Below are 21,723 nucleotides of genomic sequence, written 5' to 3'. Positions count from 1 at the left end.
TTCGATGGCGTGTCGTCTCAGCCGCGCGGGGTCGCGGCCATGACGCTGGGACTGACCCCGGAGCAGCAGGACCTCAGCGACACCGTCGCTCAGTTCGCCGCTCGGCACGCCCCAATCGCCGCGACCCGCGAGAGCTTCGATGACTTGGCCGCCGGACGCCTGCCGGAGTGGTGGGACGCGCTGGTTGCCAACGGCTTTCACGCGGTGCACCTGCCCGAGCGCCTCGGCGGCCAGGGCGGGCGGCTCATCGACGCGGCGTGTGTGCTGGAATCGGCCGGCAAGGCGTTGCTGCCCGGCCCGCTCCTGCCCACCGTGACCGCGGGAGCCGTTGCGCTGCTTGCCGATCCGAACCCGACCGCGGAGTCCCTGGTTCGCGAGCTCGCCTCCGGCGTACCCGCGGCGGTCGTCCTGCCCGGCGGCGGTGACTTCCGGGCGCACGCCGACGGCGACCGCTGGGTGGTCAGCGGCGCGTCGGACGTCACCGGGGGCGTCTGTTCGGCCCGGGTCGTCCTGGTATGCGCTCGCACCGGCGACGGCGCGGACGTCTGGGTGGTGGTGGACACCAAAAAGCCGACGGTGGCGGTCGATTCCGTGTGCGGTACCGACTTGGTGACCGATGTAGGCATCCTGCGGCTGAGCGAGTACGTCGCCGGCGAGACCGAGGTGCTCGGCGGGCTTGACGCCGATCGCGCGGAGTGTGTCGCCGTCGGACTGGTGGCCAGCGTGATGGCCGGCATCGCGCAGTGGTGCGTCGACGCGGTAACCGCGCATCTGCGAATCCGCGAGCAGTTCGGCAAGGTGATCGGGACCTTTCAGGCCCTGCAGCACAGCGCGGCGATGCTGCTCGTCAACACGGAGTTGGCGACCGCCGCGGCCTGGGACGCGGTCCGCGCCGTAGATGAACCACTCGACCAACATCGCCTCGCCGCGGGCGGGGCGGCGACGATCGCCGTCTCGCCGATCCCGGACCTGGTGCTCGACGCGCTGACGATGCTCGGCGCCATCGGCTTCACCTGGGAACACGACATGCACCTGTACTGGCGGCGGGCCATCAGCCTGGCGGGGTCGATCGGTCCGGCGAACCGCTGGGCGCGACGGCTGGGAGGGCTCACCTGCACCCAGACGCGCGACATGTCGGTCAACCTGGGTGACGCGGAGTCGGAGTTTCGTGCCTGGGTCGCCGAAACCCTCGACGCGGCAATGCAGTTGCGCAACGACACGCCCGCACCGCACGGCGACTACCCGGACCAGGCCTCTGGGCCGCAGCGCACGCTGCTCGCGGACGCCGGCCTGATGGCGCCGCACTGGCCCGCGCCATGGGGCGTCGACGCGGGCCCGCTCAAACAGCTCATCATCGACGAGGAATTCGCCAAGCGGCCCGGCTTGGTGCGGCCATCGCTGAACATCGCCGAGTGGATCCTGCCCTCGGTGCTGACCGCAGCGCCAAAAGAGCTGCAGGAGAGGCTGATCCCGGCGACCCAGCGTGGCGAGATCCATTGGTGTCAGCTGTTCAGCGAGCCGGGGGCGGGCTCCGACCTCGCGTCGCTGTCCACCCGGGCGACCAAGGTCGACGGCGGCTGGAAGATCAACGGCCACAAGATCTGGACCTCGTTGGCGCAGTACGCGGACCTGGGCGCGCTGCTGGCGCGCACCGACCCCGAGGCCAGCAAGCATCGCGGCATCGGTTACTTCATCATCGACATGCGGTCGCCCGGAATCGAAATCCAGCCCATCAAGACTGCGACCGGGCAGGCCCACTTCAACGAGGTGTTTTTCGACGACGTCTTCGTTCCCGACGAGATGCTGCTGGGCGGCCCCACCGACGGCTGGCGCCTGGCGATCGCCACGATGGCCGAAGAGCGTTCGGCCATCAGTGGATACGTCAAGTTCGACCGGGCCGTCGCGCTCCGCCGCCTCGCCGCGCAACCCGGACCCGACCGTGACGACGCGCTGCGTGAGCTCGGCGAGCTCGACGCCTACACCAACGCCATCCGGGCGCTCGGCGTGCGCGAAACCATCCGGCTGCTCGACGGGCAGGCGTCCGGTCCGGCGTCGAGCATCGCCAAGGTGGCGATGAACGTGTTGCTGCGCCGCACCTTCGAGGCCACGTTGCAGCTGACCGGGCAGGTGGCGATGGTCGATGACGCCGCCGCCGCGGTCGTGGAGCCCTATCTTCATCTGCCGGCCGAGCTGATCGGTGGCGGGACGAGGGAGATCCAGCTCAACATCATCGCGCAGATGATTCTCGGTTTGCCCCGGAAATAAGGACACCGCATGGGATTACGTGGAGAAGCCGCGATAGTCGGCTACGTCGAGCTGGCACCCGAGCGGATGAACAAGGCGTCGCTCGCGCCGTTCGCCATCGAGCAATGGGCCGAACTCGGCGCCGCCGCGCTGAACGATGCGGGGCTGCCCTTCGAGGTCGTCGACGGCATCGTGGCGTCACACCTGGCCGAGTCCGAGATCTTTGTGCCCTCCACGATCGCCGAATACCTTGGCGTGGGAGCGAGATTCGCCGAACACGTGGACCTCGGCGGCGCCAGCGCCGCGGCCATGGTGTGGCGGGCGGCCGCCGCCGTCGAACTGGGCATCTGCGACGCGGTGCTGTGCGCGCTGCCGGCCCGATACATCACTCCGATGTCCGAGAAGAAGCCCAAAACCTACGGCGACGCCCTGTACTTCGGCTCGTCCAGCAACCAATACGGCTCCCCGCAGGCGGAATTCGAGATCCCGTACGGCAACCTCGGCCAGAACGGCCCGTACGGCCAGGTGGCCCAGCGCTACGCCGCCGTCTACGGCTACGACGAGCGAGCGATGGCCAAGATCGTCGTTGACCAGCGGGTCAACGCCAACCACACCGAGGGCGCGATCTGGAAGGACAAGCCGCTCACCGTGGAGGACGTCCTCGCCAGCCCGGTGATCGCCGACCCGCTGCACATGCTGGAGATCGTGATGCCCTGTGTCGGCGGCGGCGCCGTCGTCGTGGCCAACGCCGACCTGGCGCGGCGGTCGCGCAATCGTGCGGTGTGGATCAAGGGATTCGGCGAACACGTGCCGTTCAAGACCCCGACCTACGCCAAGGATCTGTTGCGCACCCCGATCGCGGAGGCCGCGGACACCGCCTTTGCCATGACCGATCTGACGCGCGACCAGATGGACATGGTGTCGATCTACGACTGCTACACGATCACCGTGCTGCTGTCCCTGGAGGACGCGGGCTTCTGCGAGAAGGGCAAGGGCATGGAGTTCGTCGCCAACCACGACCTGACCTTCCGCGGCGACTTCCCGCTCAACACCGCCGGCGGGCAACTGGGTTTCGGCCAGGCGGGCTTGGCGGGCGGGATGCACCACGTGTGTGACGCCACCCGCCAGATCATGGGGCGCGCCGGCGCGGCTCAGGTCGCCGACTGCAACCGCGCCTTCGTCTCCGGCAACGGGGGAATCCTGTCCGAGCAGACGACGCTCATCCTGCAGGGAGACTGACGATGACCTTCGAGCGGCCGATGCCCGTCAAAACGCCCACCACCGCACCGTTTTGGGACGCGCTGGCCCAACACCGCATCGTCATCCAGTACTCGCCGTCGTCGCAGAGCTACGTGTTCTATCCCCGGGTGCGCGCCCCGCACACCCTGGCCGACGACCTGGAATGGCGCGAGATATCCGGGATGGGAACGCTGTACTCGTTCACCGTCGCGCGCCGGCCCGTCGGCCCGCACTTCGCCGATGCCGTTCCGCAGCTGCTGGCCATCGTCGAATGGGACGAAGGGCCAAGGTTTTCCACCGAGATGGTCAACGTCGACCCGGCGGACCTGCGGGTCGGCATGCGGGTACGCCCGGTGTTCTGCGATTATCCCGAGCACGACGTCACCATGCTGCGGTACGAACCCGCGGAGTAGTCTTGTCGGGCTAGCACGCCGAACGTGCGGCTGGCCGCACACTCGGCCGCGAACGTGCGGCTGGCCGCACAGTCGGCAACGTGTTAGCGCAACTGCTCGGTCGGCACGCCGTAGCGGTCCTGGTAGGCGCCCACCCGGTCGCGGACCTCGGCGGCGTCCAGGCCGGTGTCCGACCAGGTATAGCGGCTGCCCCCGCCGTCGCCGGGATGGGCGGCCAGGAAGTCGCGCATCAGCTGGGCGGTTTCCGGCCGCAGTTCGCGGCCGAGCTTGCCGTAGATGTCCTTGATCGTGGTCCACGGGTCATTCATGAAATCGGCGAACAGCACGTCGATCACGCGTCCGGCAGGGACGGCGCCGCTGTCGCGCATCGCCATCTCCCGCTCCAGGCCGACGACGATCTCTTCGTAGGACTGGGCCGCGCACTCGGCGATGTTGGATTCTTCGCTGCCCATCCGCCGCAGGTGATGGGTCAGCGCGGCGATCGACGAGATGACGTTGAGCGGATCGCGGTGCGTCTGCACGATCAACGCATCGGGGTATTCGGCGAGCAGGTCGTCGAGGTGCCACATGTGCGCCGGCGATTTCAGCAACCACTGGCCGGGGACGCCAGACTGCAGGTGCTGCAGGAAGATTCGATGAAATCGGTAGGCGCCGGCATGGTCGGCCTCGTACAGTAGCCAGCGGTAGTAGCTCGGCAGGCGGTACTGCACCGTGAAGATCATGCTGGTGAACTCGCTGGCCGTGATGCGGACGCACTCCTGCCCGACGAGCGCCCCCATCGGGTGAAATGCCAAGAATCCCGGGATGATCTGTTCGGAGAGTTCGATGCTGGCCTGCGTTTGTGCGATCCGCGGGTCGTCGTGGTAGGTCTCGGGCTGCGGAACCGGACAGGGCGAATCCACCTCCCAGGTCAGCGGCGCCCGCAGGTCGGGGTCCTGGGCGAGCAGGTCGTAGAGGATCGTGGTGCCAGTGCGCGGCTGGCCCACGATGAAGATCGGCGCCGTGATCGGCTTGCGGGCGATCTCGGGATGTTGCTTGCGCCAATCGATTACACCGAGCCGGTTCTTCAGGGCCCGCATGACGTCGAGGTAGGCGATCTCCACGCCGATCGGCGAGAGGCGCGCCTCGTCGACCAGCCCGTCGGTCAGCCGCTGCAACCCGGCCTGCCAACCGTCGTCGCCGAAGTCGTCGCTCCCCGCCTCCTCACAGGCGGTGGCGATCAGCCGCTCCGGGGCGAAGCGCTCCCGCAGCGTCATGCAACGACCTTGCCCGCGTGCACCGACACTGAGACGGCGGGCGGGCTGGGGTTGTCCAGCCAGCGCAGGACCACGAACCCGCGGTGCCGGCCGCCGGTGTCGAGCCAGTGGCCGAATCCGAAGTCCTCCGCCGAGATCGCGATCCGGACCCGCCCGTCTGCGTCGGGCCGCACCGCGCGACTGGTCACCGAGCTGTGCCGGCGGCGCGGCTCCAGGCACTCGTGCCAGACGCTTTCCAGCGTCACGTTCCAGTAGCGGGTGTCGGGCGGCTCGATGTCGAGCACCAGCGCCTGCCCCGGATCGAGCCGGAACGTCCCCAGCATGTACAGGTTGTCCGGGGTGGTGTCGGCGGCACCCAGGTCGGCCGCCTCGGCGGTCACCAACGTGTTGGGCGCCTGCAACAGCTCGGGCTTGATGGTTCGGTGCAGCGTAACGAGTTTCATCAGCGACCACGCCATCGCCGTGAACTGGTCGGCGAGTTCGTCGTCGGTCAACGGCGCCACGGGGTCGGGGTCCAGGGCGTCGATGCGCATCGTGGCCAGCGTTTCGGAGGCGGGATCGCCGATGTACTCGCGGACGACGACCGAGGACGCGTCGTCGGGGATCTTCACCCACTGCGCGCCGGCGAGGTCGGCGGGTTCTTCCGACGACAGCACCAGCGCGAACTCGTCGCCGCTTAGCGTCAGGTCGGTGTCGCTGACGTAGTTGGCCATCCGGCGCGGGGTCAGGCCGGTGCCGGCCAGGATCTGGAACCCAAGATAGGCGCTGGTGCCCCGGGTGCCGGTGATCCGGTAGCGGCGGTCACCGCGGATCATCGCCAGGTAGTAGTTGCCGTCCGGGTTGGGCCCGCCGATCATCCTTGTCGGAGAACACATATCGAAGAACGTGGGCCGCTCGGGGTCGGCCTCGACGGACAGTTGCGAACACAGCGACGAGACGCGGGCGATGACGCGCAGGCCCTCGAGGAGTTCCCGTTCGGATTCGGCGTCCTCGGTCACGATCTTGGTGACGTCGGCCAGCATCTGCTGGAAGAACTGCCACGCGGCGCGCGCCTTGGGGGCGACCTCGGCGGCCGGCCGCGACATCAATTGAGACATAGTCCTATGCTTAGACTATGTCTCATCCGTTGGCAAGCAGTTCGCGTGGAAATCCCGAGCGAATGCCGCTCGCCGAACGCAGGCGCACGGCGACGCGTCAGCGCATCGCCTCGGCGGCGGCGGAGCTGGTGGGCAGCGTCGGTCTGGCCGGGGCGACCGTCGACCGCATCGCGGACACGGCGGCCATCGGGCGGGCGACCTTCTTCCGCTACTTCAGCTCGAAGGAAGACGCCGTCGCCGAGGGCATGAACGCCCATTGGCTGAACCGGATCACCAACGCGCTGGCCGCCCAGCCGGCGGGCCTGACGGCCAGTGAGGCCGTCGTCGGCGCCTTCCATGAACTCGCGCTCGGCTTCGCCGAAATCGAGGACCATGTCCGTGAATTAGCCACCCTGACAAGATCATCCGACACGTTGGATGCCTGGACACTACGCATTTATGTTCGGTACGAAGCCGCAATCGCGGAACTCGTCGCGCCGCGGATACCCCGATTGGCTCCCCAGGATCCCAGGCCTCGGCTGATCGGTGCGCTGGCCATGGCCGCCGTGCGTATCGCCCTGGACGATTGGCTGAGCCATGGTGGATCGCTACCCGACCGGGTGCGTCACGGGCTGGCCGCAATTGCGATCCAGTGATCATGGCGTTCCAGCCTGCACCACCTTGGTCTGCGCTATGCGGACTAATAGTCCCTAATTCTTGGACGGGATTCGCGGCGGCTTCGCGGTTGCCGCCGATTCATCTACTGCGACCCCAGCACACATTTGCCGCAAGTCCGCCGCGGGCAGAGCCGTTGACTCTGTGACAGAAATCATTGTCTACTAGTCACTATATCGGCGGAGGAGTGCGGCATGAACAAGGACGACCTGATCCTGATCAGCGTGGACGACCACATCGCCGAGCCTGCCGACATGTTCGACGCACACGTCCCCGCCAGCTACAAGGAGCTGGCGCCGCGGGTGGTCATGGAACCCGACGGTGTCCAGCAGTGGTACTACGGCGAGGTTCGCGGGCGGAACATGGGTCTGAACGCCGTCGCCGGTAAACCCCGCGAGATGTACAACATCGACGCCTCCCGCTACGACGAGATGCGGCCGGGCTGCTTCAACGTCGACGAGCGGGTCCGCGACATGAACGCCGGCGGCCAGCTGGCGGGCTTGAACTTCCCGAATTTCACCGGGTTCTCGGGGCAGGTGCTCAACCAGGGCCCCGACCGCGACGTCAACCTGGTGATGATCAAGGCGTACAACGACTGGCACGTCGACGAGTGGTGCGCGGCCTACCCGGGCCGGTTCATCCCGTGCGGCATCCTGCCGCTGTTCGACGTCGCCGAGGCCGCCAAGGAGGTCAAGCGGCTGGCCGGCAAGGGCTGCCACGCGGTGACCTTCTCGGAGAACCCGGAAGCCTTGCAAATGCCCAGCATTCACACCAAATACTGGTATCCGCTGTTCGAGGCCGTCTGCGAGAACAAGACGGTGCTGTGCACCCATGTCGGCTCGGCGTCACGCTCCCCGCAGGTGTCGACGGATGCGCCGCCCAGCGTGCAGATGACGGCGTCGTCGATGATGAGCATGTTCACCTTCACCGAGCTGATCTGGGCCGAATTCTGGGCGGACTTCCCGCAACTGAAGTTCTCGCTCACCGAGGGGGACGTGGGCTGGATCCCGTATTTCCTCTGGCGCGCCGAACACGTTTACAACCGGCACTCCGGCTGGACGCTGGCCAAGTTCCCGCCCGGGTACGCCGGACCCACCGATGTGTTCAAGCGCCACTTCTACACCTGCTTCATCAGCGACAAGGTCGGCGTGCGCAACATGGACTGGTTCAACGAGGACATGCTGTGCTGGGAGTCCGACTTCCCGCATTCCGACAGCAACTGGCCGTTCGCACCGGAGGACGTCATCGACACCATGGGCCACCTGGACGACTCGATCGTCAACAAGATCACGCACGAAAACGCCATGGCCGCATACTCCTTCGACCCGTTCCGGTACATCCCGAAGGAGCACGCCCGCGCCGGCTACCTACGCTCCCAGGCCGCCGACGTCGACGTGGTGACCCACGTCGGGCGCCGAGCCAGCCAGCGCGACCGCGACGCATGGGCCCGGATGACGCAGTTCGCCCTGCAGGCGCAGGTCACAGCCGAGGTAACCGGCATCGCCGGGCGCGCCACCACTCTGGGCAACTGAGCGTGGCAGCCCGGGCGCCGTTCGCCGACTGGCGCGTGCTGGAGTTGTCCAACGGAATCGCGGTGTCCTACTGCGGCAAGATGTTCGCCGACGCCGGCGCGGACGTCGTGAAAATCGAGTCACCGCGGGGCGATTCGATGCGGAACTGGTCGGCCGGCGGGCCTACCGGCGCGCTGTTCGGCTACCTGGCCGCCGGCAAGAAGTCGGTCAACGACCCCGGGCAGGCCGCGGCGCTACTGGCCGGCGCCGACATCGTGCTCACCGACCTGACCGACGGCTGGACCCTCGACGACATCACCGCTCACACCGGAGCGTCGGCGGTGGTCGTGGCGGTGACACCGTTCGGCACCACTGGACCGTACGTCGAGAACCAGCTGGTGGCCAACGAGTTCATCCTGCAGGCGCTGTGCGGCTCGATCGCAGGCCGCGGTTGGCCGGGCGACGAACCGGTGCAGGCCGGCGGGCGGCTCGGCGAGTGGCTAGCCGGCTCGTTCGCCGCGCCCGTCGCCGCCGCGACGGCCCGGCACGCCGCCCGCGGGGGCAGCGGAGAGGTCATCGACGTCTCGACCTACGAGGCGATGGCCATCGCGATGGGCGGCCTGTCCGCCATGTCGGCCAGCGTGCTGGGCGCCGATTCGCTTCAGCAGGAACGCAGCCTGGAACTGCCGTCGATCGTTCCCACGGCCGACGGCATGGTCGGCTTCTGCACCATCACCGCGCAGCAATTCCAAGACTTTCTCGTCATGATCGATCGCGCCGACCTGCTCGACGACGCCGAGCTGGCCTCGTTCGTCGGACGGGTCCAGCGCCGCGACGAATTCCTCGGCATGGTCACGCAGTGGACGGAAACCCGCGCCACGCAAGAGATCATCGACATCGCGGTGGCCTTCCGCATCCCGGTGGCCCCCATCGGCACGCCCGCCACGCTGCCCAAGGTCGACCACTTCGTCGAACGCGGCGTCTTCGTCGAATCGGAACCCGGTGGGCTGCAGCCGCGGGTGCCGTATCGGAGCGAGGCGATGGGGACCCGGCCGCCCGGAAGGCCCCCGCTGCTGGGCGCGGACAACGGCCGCGTCCACTGGCCGCCGCGGCCCCACCCGCCACGGGCCGCCGACGCGGACGCGCTCCCGTTGTCCGACATACGGATAACCGACTTCACCGCGTTCTGGGCGGGACCGGTCGCGACCCAATTCCTGGGCTCCCTCGGCGCCGACGTGATCAAGCTCGAGGGCGTCCGCCGGCCCGACGGCATGCGGCTGTCCGCCGGCCGCCCACCCGACTGGGACCAGTGGTGGGAGTGGGGCCCGGTGTTCTTGTGCAGCAACAACAACAAGCGCGGCGTCAGCGTCGAACTCAGCGTCGACGCCGGGCGCGCCATCGCGTTGGAACTCATCGCCGCGAGCGATCTGGTGATCGAGAATTTCTCACCGCGGGTGATGGAGAATTTCGGCCTGGACTGGGATGCGGTGACCGCGGCCAATCCCCGCGCCATCATGGTGCGGATGCCGGCGTTTGGCCTCGACGGCCCGTGGCGCGACCGCGTGGGCTTCGCCCAGACGATGGAGCAGGCGACGGGAATGGCGTGGGTGACCGGACACCCCGACGGCCCGCCGGTGATTCCGCGCGGGGTATGCGACCCGATGGCGGGGCTGCACGCCGCGTTCGCCGCGATTGCGGCACTGGTGATCCGGGACCGGGACGGGACCGGAATGCATGTCGAGTCGACGATGGTCGAGGCCGCGCTGAACGTGGCCGCCGAGATGGTGGTCGAGTACTCGCGCAACGGGATCGAGTTGCGCCGCAACGGGAACAGGGGCCCGGGCGCGACCCCCCAGGGCGTGTATCCGTGCCGCGGCGACGACGAATGGGTTGCGCTCGCCGCGCTGGACGACGCTGCGCGCGCGTCCCTGGCGGCCCTCATCGAGCGACCCGACCTCGGCCCGGAAGCCGCAGCCTGGCGGGATGGTGCCGACGAAATCGACAAGCAGATCTCCGGCTGGACCGCGAGACGCTCGGCGACCCAGGCGGTGGCTGCGCTTCGCGGCGGCGGGGTGGCGGCGGCACGCGTCGCGCCGGCCGCGGAGCTGCTGAGCGACCCGCAGTTGCTCGCCCGCGGCTTCTGGGAAACCGTCGACCATCCGGTGGCCGGGTCGTTCTTGTGCACCGGCATGCCCTTCGCCTTCGCCGGGAAGCCACGACGCTGGCTTCGGCGGGTGCCGCCCCTGTACGGCCAGCACACCGACGAAGTGCTGACGGGAATTCTGGGGCGCAGCCAACGGGATCGGTCGGAGCTGCGCACCTTGGGGGCCACCAGCGCACGGCCGGCGGGACTGTGAGGTGGCGGTCACGCTGTGCGTCCCGCCGCGCGCCGGCGAGCTGTGCGCCCCGGTCCGATTCCTGGTGCGCCAGGACTCCGTGGTGATGGAGCTGACCGCCCGCCACCGAATCACCGGTGTCGAATGGGACGAGAGCGAACGCGCGGTGGCGATGGTCGTCGAGATCACCGACCCGCAATCGGCAAGGCCGATCGACGTGCGCATCGACGTGGTGGAAACCGGTGCCGCACAAGGCGACCCGCGGGCCAGACCGATCGGGACCATCGAGCGGGACGGGCGAGAATACGACGTCGTGGGCACCTACCTGGGAGTTGTCGCGGATGAAAACTAGCCCGGCCAAGCGGACCGCGGCGATCGTCGGGGTGCACAACACCCGGCAGGGCCGCCGGCTCGACGGCGAAACCTCACGAGGCCTGGCGCTCAAGGCCATTCGCGGAGCCCTCGCCGACGCCGGCCTGAGCCTCGAGGACGTCGACGGGATCAGCGCCGGCCCGCTGTCCACCGCGCTGATCTACGACCTGCGCCTCGGACCGGCCTGGCAAGGACTGGCGTTCGGGGTCGGCATGATCACCGAGGCGGCCGCCGCGATCGAGCACGGCATGGCCGACGTGGTCGTCCTGGTCGCCGCGCAAGCCGGCGAATACCGCGACCACGAGGCCACCGCCCCCTGGACGAGGCCCGAGAACGAATTCGTCGCGCCGTGGGGGATGTTCACCACCGCCGAGTTCGCGCTCATCGCCCGGCGCCACATGCACGTCTACGGCACCACCCGCGAACAACTGTCGATGGTCGCCGCGACCATTCGCAACAACGGGTCGCGAAACCCCGAAGCCGTTTACTACCAACGGGGACCATTCGCGCCGGAGGACATCACCGCCTCGCGGCCCATCGCCGACCCGTTTCATCTCCTCGACTGCGCCACCACCTCCGAGGGCGGCTGCGCCCTGGTCGTGGCCAACATCGACAAAGTGGACGTCGCCGGCCAACCGATCTATGTAGTGGGCAGCGGCGCGGACTTTCACGGCCCGTCGTATCAGCACCCACCCGCGTGGGACCTCACCGGCCGGCGCGGCGATCACGGCCACTACGTCAATGGCGTCGTGGGCAGGCGCGCGGCCGAGCGTGCGTTCGCCCACGCCGGCCTGCGGCCCGACGACGTCGACGTGCTGGAGCTCTACGACCCGTTCTCCTTCGAAATCATCCGCCAGCTAGAAGCTTTCGGGTTCTGCGGCGACGGCGAGGGCGGACCGTTCGTCGCCGACGGCCACATCGCGATCGACGGCAGCCATCCCGTCACCACCGACGGGGGGACCATGTCCTTCAGCCACGCCGGCTCCAACCCGCAGATGATGCAGCGGGCCGTCCGGGCCGTCCAACAGCTGCGCGGCCAGGCCGGTGACCTCCAGGTGCCGGACGCGCACGTGGCGTTCTGCAGCAACGGGGGAGCGGGAGCCCTATTCACCACGGTGCTGATCCTGGGAGACGAGCAGCTATGACTTTTGAACCGTTGCGGCCCCAGACCGGGCCGGTGCCCCACGCCAGCAGTGAACTCAGCGTCCCGTTCTGGCAGGGCTGCGGGGCCGGGGAATTGCGCTACCAACGTTGCGAAGCGTGTGGCCTGTCGAACTTTCCGCCGACCGAGAACTGCCGCCAATGCCTTTCGCCCGAATTGCGGTGGGAGTGCAGCGACGGGGTCGGCGAGATCTACAGCTGGACCGTGGTGCATCGCCCGGTCACCGCCGAGTTCGAACCGCCCTACGCGCCCGCGATCGTCACGCTGGACGAGGGCTACCAGATGCTGACCAACATCGTCGGTGTGGACCCGGGCGACCTGGCGATCGGGATGCGCGTGCGGGTGCAATTCCATACCGTCGGCGCCGACGTCACCCTGCCGTATTTCACCGGGTTGCAATGACTCCCGCGCGCACCAGCAACGGATTGCCGGTGACGGCATACCTGGTGCTGGGCGTGCTGGCCGCCAACGACGAACAACTCACCGCCGGCGAGATCAAGATGCGCGCCGAGCTGTCGGTCGGCCACTTCTATTGGTCGCCGTCGGTGAGCCACGTGCGCCGTGAACTGAACCGGCTGCTGGAGCGGGGGATGGTCAGCGAGATCGGCGCCCAATCCGGCAAGCGGGCGATCACCCTGTACGAGACCACCGACTCCGGGCTGGACGCGCTGCGCCGGTGGGTCCAGCACTTTCCGGCCCAGGATCGGGTGGTCATCAAACACCCCGTCATCCTCAAGACCTGGCTCGCGCGCGGCGACGATGCGGAACACGTGGTCGACACGCTGGACAGCCACCTCGAGGCGACCCGCGCCCGGCTGGACGAGGCGCTGTGGTCGCGGCAGCGCTCCCGCGACCTCGGTCTGGACGATGACCCGGACCAGCGTTGCTCGTTTGCGGTGCTGGACTACGCGATTCGCGGTTTATATGCGGAGATCTCCAACATCGCTCAGCTGCGCGACGAGATCGCCGGCGGCACCAGCCGAGATCCCGTCAAACGGGTGCGGCGGGCGAAGGGGCAGATCCGCCGCCGCGCACGAACGGACCAGAGTTAGACACGGCGGGCCGGTAGGCGGTGCCACGCCCGTCGCGCTCCCAAAGGATTTCGCCCTCACCGGCGGACGCGCCTTCGGCGATCAGCTGGCGCTTGAGCACCTTGTGGGTGGCGGTGCTGGGCAGGTCCGCGGCGATTCGGACGTATCGCGGCCAGGCCTTCGGAGAGAGGTCGGGTTGTGCGCGCAGGAAGGCTTCGAACGAATCGGGGTCGAGCTCGGCGCCGTCGTTGAGGACGATCGCGGCCATCACCTGGTCCCCCACCCGCTCGTCCGGGACGGCGTACACCGCGGCGCGGTTGATGGCGCTGTGGCGCAACAGGATCCGCTCGATGGGCGCCGCGGCCAGGTTCTCGCCGTCGACGCGCATCCAGTCGGCGGTGCGCCCGGCCAGGTAGATCCAGCCGTCGGCGTCGCGATAGGCCAGGTCCCCCGACCAGTACATGCCGTGGCGCATGCGCTCGGCATTGGCCTCGGGATCGTTGTAATACCCGGTGAAGAAACCCGAGCCGGCGGTGTTGACCAACTCGCCCACCGCCTCGTCGGCGTTGGCCAGCGCCCCGTTGGAGTCAAAGCGTGCGACGGCGCATTCGGTGACGGTCTCGCTGTTGTAGATCGCGACGCCGTCGACCCCGCGGCCGATCGACCCTTTTGGCGTCCCGGGTTCGCGGATCACGATGACCGCGTTCTCCGTCGAGCCGAAGCCGTCCTCGACCTGGACGTCGAATCGGCGCGCGAATTCCTCGATGTCCTTGTCGTTGGCCTCGTTGCCGAACGCCACCCGCAGCGGGTTGTCCGCGTCGTCGTCGCGTTCGGGGGTGGCGAGGATGTAGGCCAGCGGCTTGCCGACGTAGTTCATGTAGGTGGCCCCGTAGCGGCGGATGTCGTCGAGGAAGTGGCTCGCCGAGAACTTCGCCGGCACGATCGCGGCGCCGGAGGCCACCGCGGGCGCCCATCCGGCGACGACCGCGTTGGAGTGAAACAGCGGCATGGACACGTAGCAGGTGTCCGCCTCGGTCAGCTCGAATCGTCCCATCAGGCTGAGCCCGGCGACCACCGCCATCAGGTGAGATACCTGGACCGCCTTGGGATTACCGCTGGTTCCCGACGTGAAGATCATCATGAACGCGTCCGTCGCGGCGACCTCGCGGTGGGGCACCAATTCGCCGGCGCCCCCGAGAAATTCGGCCCACTGCGGCGTCGAGGTGTCCAGGATTTGCGTTGCCCCGAGGTCGAGGTCGTCGAGCAGGGGCCGATGCTCGGGATCGGTGACCACGAACTGACAGTCGGCCCGCCGGATGTCGGCGGCCAGGGCCTCGCCACGCCGCGTCGTGTTCACTCCGCACAGCACGTAGCCACCGAGCCCGGCGGCGGCCATCTGGGCCAGCATCTCGGGCGTGTTTCCCAGCAGGGCGCCGACGTGCATCGGCCGTTGCGGATCGGCTGCGGCGATCAGGGCCGCGGCCCGCGCCGTCGCCTCGGTGAGGTATTGGTCCCAAGTCCACTGCAGGTGGCCGTGTTTCACCGCGACGGCAGGGTCGGTCAGGCGCTTACGCAGCAGCGCCTGAATCGTGTCGTCAGCCATTGGACCGGTCCGCCTCCACCTAGCCACCCACCATCATCAGGCCGCCGTCGACGGCCAGCAGTTGCCCCGTGATGAAGCCCGAGCCGGGGCCGGCCAGGAACACCAGCATCGGCCCGACGTCCCGCGTGGGCTCGCCGAGCTTCCCGCCGATCGGGATCATCAGCTGCATCTGCTGATCGATGAGGGCGCTCGCGTCGGGACCGAGGAAATCCCGGAAACGGTCGGAGCCCGGTGTCTGCACCGCCGGGGCCAAGGCGTTGACGGTGACATTGTCGGCGCCCCAGGCTTTCGCGGCCGATCGTGTCCAGGCCTGCACCGCACCCTTCGTTGCGGCGTAGACGGCCGAGATCGCACTGCCCTGCACGGCTTCGGAGGACCCGAAATTGATGATCCTGCCGCCCTTGGGGTTCTGCTCCTTCATCACCGCGTAGGCGGCCTGATTGGTCAGGATGGTGGCCTTCACGTTGGTGTCCAGCAGGAACGAGATGTCGTCGGCGCCGATGTAGCCCGGGATTCCGGCCTGCCACAGCCCCGCCGCATTCACCAGGACGTCCAGCCCGCCGAGGTGATCCGCGGCCTGTTGCGTCATCGTCGTAACGGCGTCGGCGTCCCGCGCATCGCACTGCAGCCAGGTGTTCGCCAGGCCATCCGGCGGCGGGGTTTTGTGGTAGGTGCCGACGACCTCGGCCCCCGCGTCGGTGAGGACTCCGACGGCGGCCGCGCCGATACCGGTGGCTCCGCCGGTAACCAGGATTCGCCTGCCTTGCAGCACGTTTTGCATGCCGCGAGCGTAGCGCCCGCCAAGCGCCGTCCCGAGCTAGGTGTGCACCGCGATCGAGGACAGCAGGTCGCCGAGCCGCTCTGGCTGGTCCAGCATCGAGAACGTGCGCGCCCCCTGGATCACCTCGAGGCGGGCGTTCGGGATGGTCGCGGCCAGCCGTTCGCCGTCACCGAGTTCGAAGAACACGTCGTCGGCCGACCAGGCGATGAGCGTCGGCTTGTCGAACTCGTGCAGCCGCGCGGCGACGCCGGTGGTGACCTCCGTGCGCATCGAAAGGGTGAACTGGCGCAGGTCTTCGGCGATCGCCGGGTCCGACAGGCCCGGGCGCACCCATGCCTCGGTGAGGTCGTCGATGTTGGTGTAGGCCAGGCCGTCGAAGGCGCGCTTGCGCGCGGCCGGCGCGCGCATGGCCTGGGCGACGGTCTTGAACATCGTCTTGGACTTGGCCGCCAGGATCACCGGCTTGAGGATCGGGGGCGGAAAGTGTTCGAACGCATCGCAACTGGTGAGCACCAGCGCCCCGAGCCGTTCGGGATGGTGCACCGCGACGAGTTGGGTTACCACTCCGCCGGTGTCGTTGCCGACCAGCACCACGTCCTCGAGATCGAGGGCGGCGAGCACCTCTGCGACGATGCCGGCCACGCCGTAGATGGTCCGGTCGGCGCCCGGACGCAGCGGCTCGGGATGCGCGCCCAGGGGCCAGGTGGGGGCGATGCAGCGCAGGCCGCGATCGGCGAGGCGGACGGCGACCTGGCGCCAGAGTTGGCTGCCCATCATGTAGCCGTGCACGAACACGACGGGCCTGCCGTCCTCTGGTCCGGTTGCTTCGTAGTGAATGGTCCCGGCACTAATGTCGATCGTCGACATGGCTAACTCCTACATCGGAAGGTAGATTTACAAACAGGCTGTCTGTTCGTAAGTTACCAACAGGCTGTATGGAAATCAAGAGGCGTACCCAGGAGGAGCGCTCCGCGGCGACCCGCGACGCGCTGATCTCGGCTGCCCGCAGGCTGTGGGGCCTGCGCGGCTACGCCGACGTTGGGACGCCCGAGATCGCCGCCGCGGCGGGCGTGACCCGCGGCGCGATGTACCACCAATTTGCTGACAAGGCAACACTTTTCGCCGAGGTCGTCGAGGCCGTGGAGCAGGATGTGATGGCCCGGATGGGCACCATCGTGGCCGAATCCGGAGCGACGACGCCCGCCGATGCGATCCGGGCCGCCGTCGACGCCTGGCTCGACGTCTCCGGCGACCCCGAGGTGCGTCAGCTGATCCTGCTGGACGCGCCCAGCGTGCTCGGGTGGCCGGCCTTCCGCGACGTCGCCCAGCGCTACAGCCTGGGCATGACCGAACAACTGCTCGCCGAGGCCGTCAAGGCCGGGCAGCTGGCCGAGCAACCGATGCGCCCGTTGGCCCACATCCTGATCGGCGCGCTCGATGAGGCGGCCATGGTGATCGCCACCGCCGACGATCCGAAACGCGCCCGCCGGGAGACCGGGGAGGTGCTGCATCGGCTGATCGACGCGATGCTGAGCGAATAGCGTTCGGCCTTAATGTCGCTGGTGCGCGGAGGGCACGGCGGCGTGAGCCGCCTCGTTACAGGCGGGCGAGGTTCAACAGCCCGGCGATCCCGGTGCCGACGTTGAACAGGCCCGAGTTCGCGCCGCTGAAGGTGCCGCTCGGGAAGGCGGCGATGGGAGCGGTGACGCCGACGTTGAAAAAGCCCGAAGTCGCGCCGTTGATGTCCGAACCGCCAGTGGCCCTGTTAAAGAAGCCCGACATCGCTCCGTCTTCAATGCCGCCGGTGGCCGTGTTGCCAAACCCCGACATCGCGGGGCCGGTGTTTAAAAAGCCCGAGTCTCCAGTGCCGGTGTTGTTGAAGCCCGAGTTGGCCAGGCCCGTGTCGGTGGTGGAACCGAAGCCCGTGTTCACGTTCCCCGAATTCCACAAACCCGTGTTGGTGTCGCCCGAATTCCCATTGCCGGTGTTGAAACCGCCAGAGTTGCCGAAGCCGGTATCGGCGGAGCCCGTGTTTCCGGCCCCCGTGTCGTACTGGCCCGAATTCCAGAAACCGGTGTTGAACTCGCCGGCGTTCCCGATGCCGGTGTTTACCGCTCCAGAATTTCCGAAGCCGAAGTTTCCGATGCCGGAGTTTCCGATGCCGAAGTTGTTCGGGGCCCCTGACACCAGAGCATTGCTGCCCGTGTTGAAGATGCCGACGTTGCCGCTGCCAGAGTTGAAGAAGCCGATGTTGTTGGTGCCGGAGTTGCCGAAGCCGATGTTGCCGCTGCCCGAGTTCAGCGTGCCGAAGTGGAACTGGTTGGTTGCCCTGTCGAAATACGTGTCCCCGATTCCGATCTCGTTGTTACCGGTGAGTCCGAATCCGATGTTGGCGTTGCCGGTGTTGCCGGCGCCGATGTTCCCGTTGCCGTTGTTTCCGCCGCCGTAGTTGCCCGCGCCGTTGTTGCCAAGGCCGAAGTTGTTGTTGCCGCTGTTGCCCATGCCCACGTTCTGGCCGGTGGTCGGCGTGGCGCCGGCGTTTCCGAAGCCGATGTTGCCGAAACCGGTGTTCCCAGAGCCAAAGTTGCGGCTGCCGTTGTTTCCGTCGCCGACGTTCTGGTTGCCGATGTTCCCGCCGCCCAGGTTGGAGCTGCCGGTGTTTCCGTTGCCGGCGTTGCCACTGCCTGTGTTGCCGCTGCCGAGGTTGGTGTTGCCCTTGTTGCCGATGCCGAGGTTGGGCAGGCCGGCCAGCAGCTCCTGCAGCGTCTGCGCGGGGGTTAGCGCGGCGGCCGCCGCCGACGCCCCCGAGTAATAGCCGGACATCGCCGTCACGTCCTGCGCCCACATCTCCTCGTACTCGCCCTCGAGCTGAGCGATCGCCGGGGCATTGAGGCCGAACCAGTTGGACATCGCCATCCGCACCAACGAATTCCGGTTGAGGTCCACCAGGACCGGCTGCACGGTGGCCGCCTGCGCCGCCTCGAATGCGCTCACCACCGCGCGGGCCTGCCCGGCCGCTGTGGCCGCCTGCGTCGCCGCGTGGCTTAGCCACCCCGTGTACGGGGCGGCCGCGGCCGCCATCGCCTGCGACGCCCGCCCCTGCCAACCCTGACCCGCCAGCCCTGACGTCACCGTCCCGAATGACGAAGCGGCGCTGTCCAATTCGGCGGCCAAGCTTTCCCAGGCCGCGGCCGCCTCGAGCATGGGTGCCGAACCGGCCCCGGCGAACATCAGTACGGAATTGATTTCCGGCGGAAACACCAAAAAGCTCATCACCGTGCCTTCCTAGCCGTAGCGTCCGCTGCCACCGATTGCCGCGTGCCCGGGCGCCGCGATGGATCGCATCGCTATCGAATGTGCGTTGGGGAGCGACCCTCGCGGATCGGGAATTTTCCCTATATTTGCGGGGCCTGAGATGCGGCGTCTCGGGCGCGTGCCGCCGCCTGGGTGCGGTTCTCGACTCCGAGCTTGGCCAGAATCGCGGCGACGTGGTGGCCGACGGTCTTGGGGCTGAGGGACAGTTTGGTGGCCACCTCGGCGTCGCTGTGCCCGGCGGCGATCAGGGTGAGGACCTCGCGTTGCCGCTGGGTCAGCCCATCCGGGTCGGAAACGGTGCCCGCGCCCTTGCCGCGACGAGCCGCACCGCGCAGTGCTGCCAGGCGCTGCTGAGCGCGGCGGGCCGCCGCTCGGGCGCCCAGGCCACGGAAGGTGGCCAGCGCCGATTCCGCCGCGGGGACGTCGCCGCCGAGCCGGGCGATCGCCGCATCGTAGGGGCAGCCGCGGCGTTCCCACGCCGCCGCCGCGCCGCGCCAGTCGCCGCTGATCTCCAGCTGGAACGGGGTGAACGGGTCGCCGCCGGCGACGGGCTCCGGTGGGCCACCGGGAAGTCGGGCCCACCGGCGCAACTGCCAGATCAGCCAGGGATTCCGGTCCGCGCCCATCTTGGCCAGTGAACTTTGGGCCACGCCGCGGGCCAGGTCGTCGTCGCCGTCCAGCCAGGCGGCTTCGGCGCGTGCGGCCCAGATCGGGAAGAACCGTTGTTGCTCCAGCTCGTAGTCCGATTCCAAGGCGTCGAGCAGCGAGGCGACCGGCTGTTCGCCGCGGCGGGCGTGGATCAGGGCCAGGGCCATCCGCGGCGAGATCCAATTCACCAGCGTCAGTCCGGGGCGGGTGAGGAGATCCTCGGCGCGTGCGATGGTGCGATCCCACTGGCCGCGATGCAAGCCCGCCAGCATGTCGGCACCGTCGGCGATTCCCTCGAAGAGGTAGATACCGCGGTCGCGGCAGTACGCGACGGTGTCGGCGATGTAGCGATCCGCCCGCTCGGGGTCGTAGTGCATCGCCGCGATGTAGCCGTTCACCGCGCCGAAGAAGGCGGCGGTCTCGCCGCGGGGATCGGCGTCCTTCGCTTGGTGCCAGACCGCTTCGAGTTCGTCCCACCCCGTGTCTGTGCGCACCACATTGGCCAACGCGGTGTAGCCGCGCGCGCGGACAACCACCGCGTCGTCGCCGAGCTGGGCGCCCACCGTGATCGCCCGCGCCGCATACTCGGCGCAGTCCGGGTCGAAATTCCACAGGCCCTGCTCGGCCATGTTCACCAACGACCAGGCCAGCTGCGGACACGCTTGAGCGCCCTCCAACAGGCGCAGCGAGGCGCGCGCCGTGTCGGCGGATTCGGTGACCCGGCCCAGGCCCCACAATCCGTGCGACAGCCAGCGCAGGTCGTCGCCCTCGCCGAGGCGGTCGCCCATCGTGTGGCGCAGCGCGATCGCTTCGCGCCACGACGACACCGCGGCCTCGCCGCGCCCGCAGAGGTAGCACGCCACCGCGTGCTGCTCGAGCCACTGGACCCTTTTGTCGGCCGGCTCGGTGTCGGCGCGCCGCAGCGCGAGCGCGAACAGGTCGGCGGCCTGCCGAGGTGCCCCGAGGGCCGCGGCGCGTTCGGCCCCGGCCACGCCGTAGCGGATGACGGCGTCGGCGTCGTCGACCTGGTCGGCATGAAACGCCAACGCCGCGAACGTGTTCGGGTCAATGGGCGGTTCGGCGAGAGCGGCCAGCGCGCGGGTGTGCATGGCCTTGCGTTCAAGGTTGGGGATTTGGTCGAGGGTCGCGCGCCGGGCCAGCTCGTGGCGAAACCCGATCGCGTCCCACTCGGTGTGCAGCACCCCGGCGTCGAGGCATTCGGCCAGCCCTGCGCCGGCGGCCGGGCACGCCTTGGCCAATAGCGCCGGGTGCACCCGCGGGCCGCAGACGGCCACCGCGTGCGCGGTCTCGCGCGCGGCCGGCGACAGCCGCCCCAGGCGGCCCCAGACGGCCTCGGTCACGGTGCGCGGCAACGCATTCCGTCGCAGGGCTTGCGCACCGTCCGCCAGGATCTCGGTGGCATAGAACGGGTTTCCGCCGGTCAGTTCGTGCAGTTGGTCCGCGTTGACGCCGCTGCCGGCGGCGAGCTCCGCGACCGCCTCGCGGCTCAGCGGCTCCAATCCGATGCGGCTGACCGCGACACACGTTGCGATGTCCCCGAGCGCGACGGAAAGCGGGTGCTGCCGGTCGAGCTGGTCGTCCCGGTAGGACACCACCAACAGCAGCGGCAGCGAGTCGATTCTCCGGGCCAGGAATCGCATGAGATCGAGGGTCGCTCCGTCGGCCCAATGGGCGTCCTCGATCAGCCAGACCCAGCGGTGTCCGTCGCGCAACACGGTCAGCAGCCGCCGGTACAGCGCGCCGGTATCGCCCGATTCGATCGCGTCGTCCAAGGCCCGAGCCGCCGTGGGACCCACCCCGCCCAGCGCGTCCAGTAGCGGGCCCAGCGGCCGCGGCGCGGCCAGCGGGTCACACCAGCCGCGCAGCACGCGCATCTCGGCGTCGAGGCCCGCGGAGAAGCGGGTGATCACCGCGGTCTTGCCCACCCCGGCTTCGCCGCGCAGTAACACCGCCTGGCCCTTGCCCTTTCGCGCGGCGCGCGTCAGCGCGGCCAGCTTCGCGAGGACGGCCTCGCGCTCCAGCAAGCGCTCCACGTGACAA

General features: G+C 68.6%; 18 protein-coding genes. 11 read left to right on the top strand and 7 right to left on the bottom strand.

Features of this window, described 5'->3' with window-relative positions:
* The first annotated feature begins 39 nt into the window (after positions 1–39).
* Genes A9X00_RS13285 through A9X00_RS13275 form a run of 3 tightly spaced genes read left to right on the top strand, consistent with a single transcriptional unit; the run spans position 40 to position 3,896 of the window.
* Positions 40–2,265, top strand: coding sequence for an acyl-CoA dehydrogenase (locus tag A9X00_RS13285; RefSeq protein WP_067153643.1), 2,226 nt, complete (start codon positions 40–42; stop codon positions 2,263–2,265).
* A gap of 9 nt (positions 2,266–2,274) precedes the next feature.
* Complete coding sequence (locus A9X00_RS13280) at positions 2,275–3,483, top strand: thiolase family protein (RefSeq protein WP_067153641.1); 1,209 nt, start codon at positions 2,275–2,277, stop codon at positions 3,481–3,483.
* Positions 3,484–3,485: 2 nt separating this feature from the next.
* Entirely contained in the window at positions 3,486–3,896 is a 411-nt protein-coding gene (locus A9X00_RS13275; protein WP_067153639.1) for a Zn-ribbon domain-containing OB-fold protein, read from the top strand.
* Between the two features lie 83 nt (positions 3,897–3,979).
* On the opposite strand, the gene A9X00_RS13270 is transcribed toward A9X00_RS13275, so the two are convergent.
* Entirely contained in the window at positions 3,980–5,152 is a 1,173-nt protein-coding gene (locus A9X00_RS13270) for a sulfotransferase (RefSeq protein ID WP_067153637.1), read from the bottom strand.
* The gene (locus A9X00_RS13265) at positions 5,149–6,237 is read right to left on the bottom strand and encodes a DUF1214 domain-containing protein (protein ID WP_369830746.1); all 1,089 of its coding nucleotides are present in this window, start codon (positions 6,235–6,237) and stop codon (positions 5,149–5,151) included. The genes A9X00_RS13270 and A9X00_RS13265 overlap by 4 nt, the downstream gene beginning before the upstream one ends.
* Before the next feature lie 74 nt (positions 6,238–6,311).
* On the opposite strand from A9X00_RS13265, the gene A9X00_RS13260 reads away from it, so the two are divergent.
* The 7 genes from A9X00_RS13260 to A9X00_RS13230 all read left to right on the top strand — a co-directional run bounded on the left by A9X00_RS13260 (position 6,312) and on the right by A9X00_RS13230 (position 13,336).
* Positions 6,312–6,884 (top strand): TetR family transcriptional regulator, encoded by a 573-nt coding sequence (locus tag A9X00_RS13260; protein WP_369830745.1) that lies wholly within the window; start codon positions 6,312–6,314, stop codon positions 6,882–6,884.
* 213 nt (positions 6,885–7,097) lie between these two features.
* Positions 7,098–8,435 (top strand): amidohydrolase family protein, encoded by a 1,338-nt coding sequence (locus tag A9X00_RS13255; protein ID WP_067153631.1) that lies wholly within the window; start codon positions 7,098–7,100, stop codon positions 8,433–8,435.
* Between the two features lie 2 nt (positions 8,436–8,437).
* A complete protein-coding gene (locus A9X00_RS13250; RefSeq protein WP_067153630.1) occupies positions 8,438–10,771 on the top strand; it encodes a CoA transferase in 2,334 nt (777 codons plus the stop codon).
* Between the two features lies 1 nt (position 10,772).
* Entirely contained in the window at positions 10,773–11,102 is a 330-nt protein-coding gene (locus tag A9X00_RS13245; RefSeq protein ID WP_067153628.1) for a hypothetical protein, read from the top strand.
* Positions 11,092–12,267: a thiolase family protein gene (locus tag A9X00_RS13240; protein ID WP_067153626.1), complete on the top strand. Its 1,176-nt coding sequence runs from the start codon at positions 11,092–11,094 to the stop codon at positions 12,265–12,267. The genes A9X00_RS13245 and A9X00_RS13240 overlap by 11 nt, the downstream gene beginning before the upstream one ends.
* A complete protein-coding gene (locus A9X00_RS13235; protein ID WP_067153623.1) occupies positions 12,264–12,686 on the top strand; it encodes a Zn-ribbon domain-containing OB-fold protein in 423 nt (140 codons plus the stop codon). The genes A9X00_RS13240 and A9X00_RS13235 overlap by 4 nt, the downstream gene beginning before the upstream one ends.
* Positions 12,683–13,336: a PadR family transcriptional regulator gene (locus A9X00_RS13230; protein ID WP_067153621.1), complete on the top strand. Its 654-nt coding sequence runs from the start codon at positions 12,683–12,685 to the stop codon at positions 13,334–13,336. The genes A9X00_RS13235 and A9X00_RS13230 overlap by 4 nt, the downstream gene beginning before the upstream one ends.
* Here the strand turns inward: A9X00_RS13230 and fadD1 are convergent.
* Genes fadD1 through A9X00_RS13215 form a run of 3 tightly spaced genes read right to left on the bottom strand, consistent with a single transcriptional unit; the run spans position 13,275 to position 16,566 of the window.
* On the bottom strand, positions 13,275–14,918 hold the full coding sequence (fadD1, locus tag A9X00_RS13225; RefSeq protein ID WP_067153618.1) for a fatty-acid--CoA ligase FadD1: 1,644 nt from the start codon (positions 14,916–14,918) through the stop codon (positions 13,275–13,277). The genes A9X00_RS13230 and fadD1 overlap by 62 nt on opposite strands.
* A 19-nt stretch (positions 14,919–14,937) precedes the next feature.
* A complete protein-coding gene (locus tag A9X00_RS13220) occupies positions 14,938–15,699 on the bottom strand; it encodes an SDR family NAD(P)-dependent oxidoreductase (protein WP_067153616.1) in 762 nt (253 codons plus the stop codon).
* Positions 15,700–15,735: 36 nt separating this feature from the next.
* Positions 15,736–16,566 carry an alpha/beta fold hydrolase gene (locus A9X00_RS13215; protein WP_067153614.1) on the bottom strand — a complete coding sequence of 277 codons (831 nt, stop codon included), beginning with the start codon at positions 16,564–16,566 and terminating at the stop codon, positions 15,736–15,738.
* 68 nt (positions 16,567–16,634) lie between these two features.
* On the opposite strand from A9X00_RS13215, the gene A9X00_RS13210 reads away from it, so the two are divergent.
* A complete protein-coding gene (locus A9X00_RS13210) occupies positions 16,635–17,240 on the top strand; it encodes a TetR/AcrR family transcriptional regulator (protein WP_067153612.1) in 606 nt (201 codons plus the stop codon).
* A gap of 55 nt (positions 17,241–17,295) precedes the next feature.
* On the opposite strand, the gene A9X00_RS13205 is transcribed toward A9X00_RS13210, so the two are convergent.
* Both A9X00_RS13205 and A9X00_RS13200 read right to left on the bottom strand, forming a co-directional pair.
* A complete protein-coding gene (locus A9X00_RS13205) occupies positions 17,296–18,975 on the bottom strand; it encodes a PPE family protein (RefSeq protein ID WP_156772069.1) in 1,680 nt (559 codons plus the stop codon).
* Between the two features lie 119 nt (positions 18,976–19,094).
* A complete protein-coding gene (locus A9X00_RS13200) occupies positions 19,095–21,716 on the bottom strand; it encodes a LuxR family transcriptional regulator (protein WP_082975173.1) in 2,622 nt (873 codons plus the stop codon).
* Positions 21,717–21,723: the final 7 nt, after the last annotated feature.

Source organism: Mycobacterium sp. 1245805.9 (assembly GCF_001672915.1).
GTDB lineage: Bacteria > Actinomycetota > Actinomycetes > Mycobacteriales > Mycobacteriaceae > Mycobacterium.
Note: the sequence above shows the minus strand (reverse complement) of the source record. Positions and strands in the feature narration are given on the sequence as shown.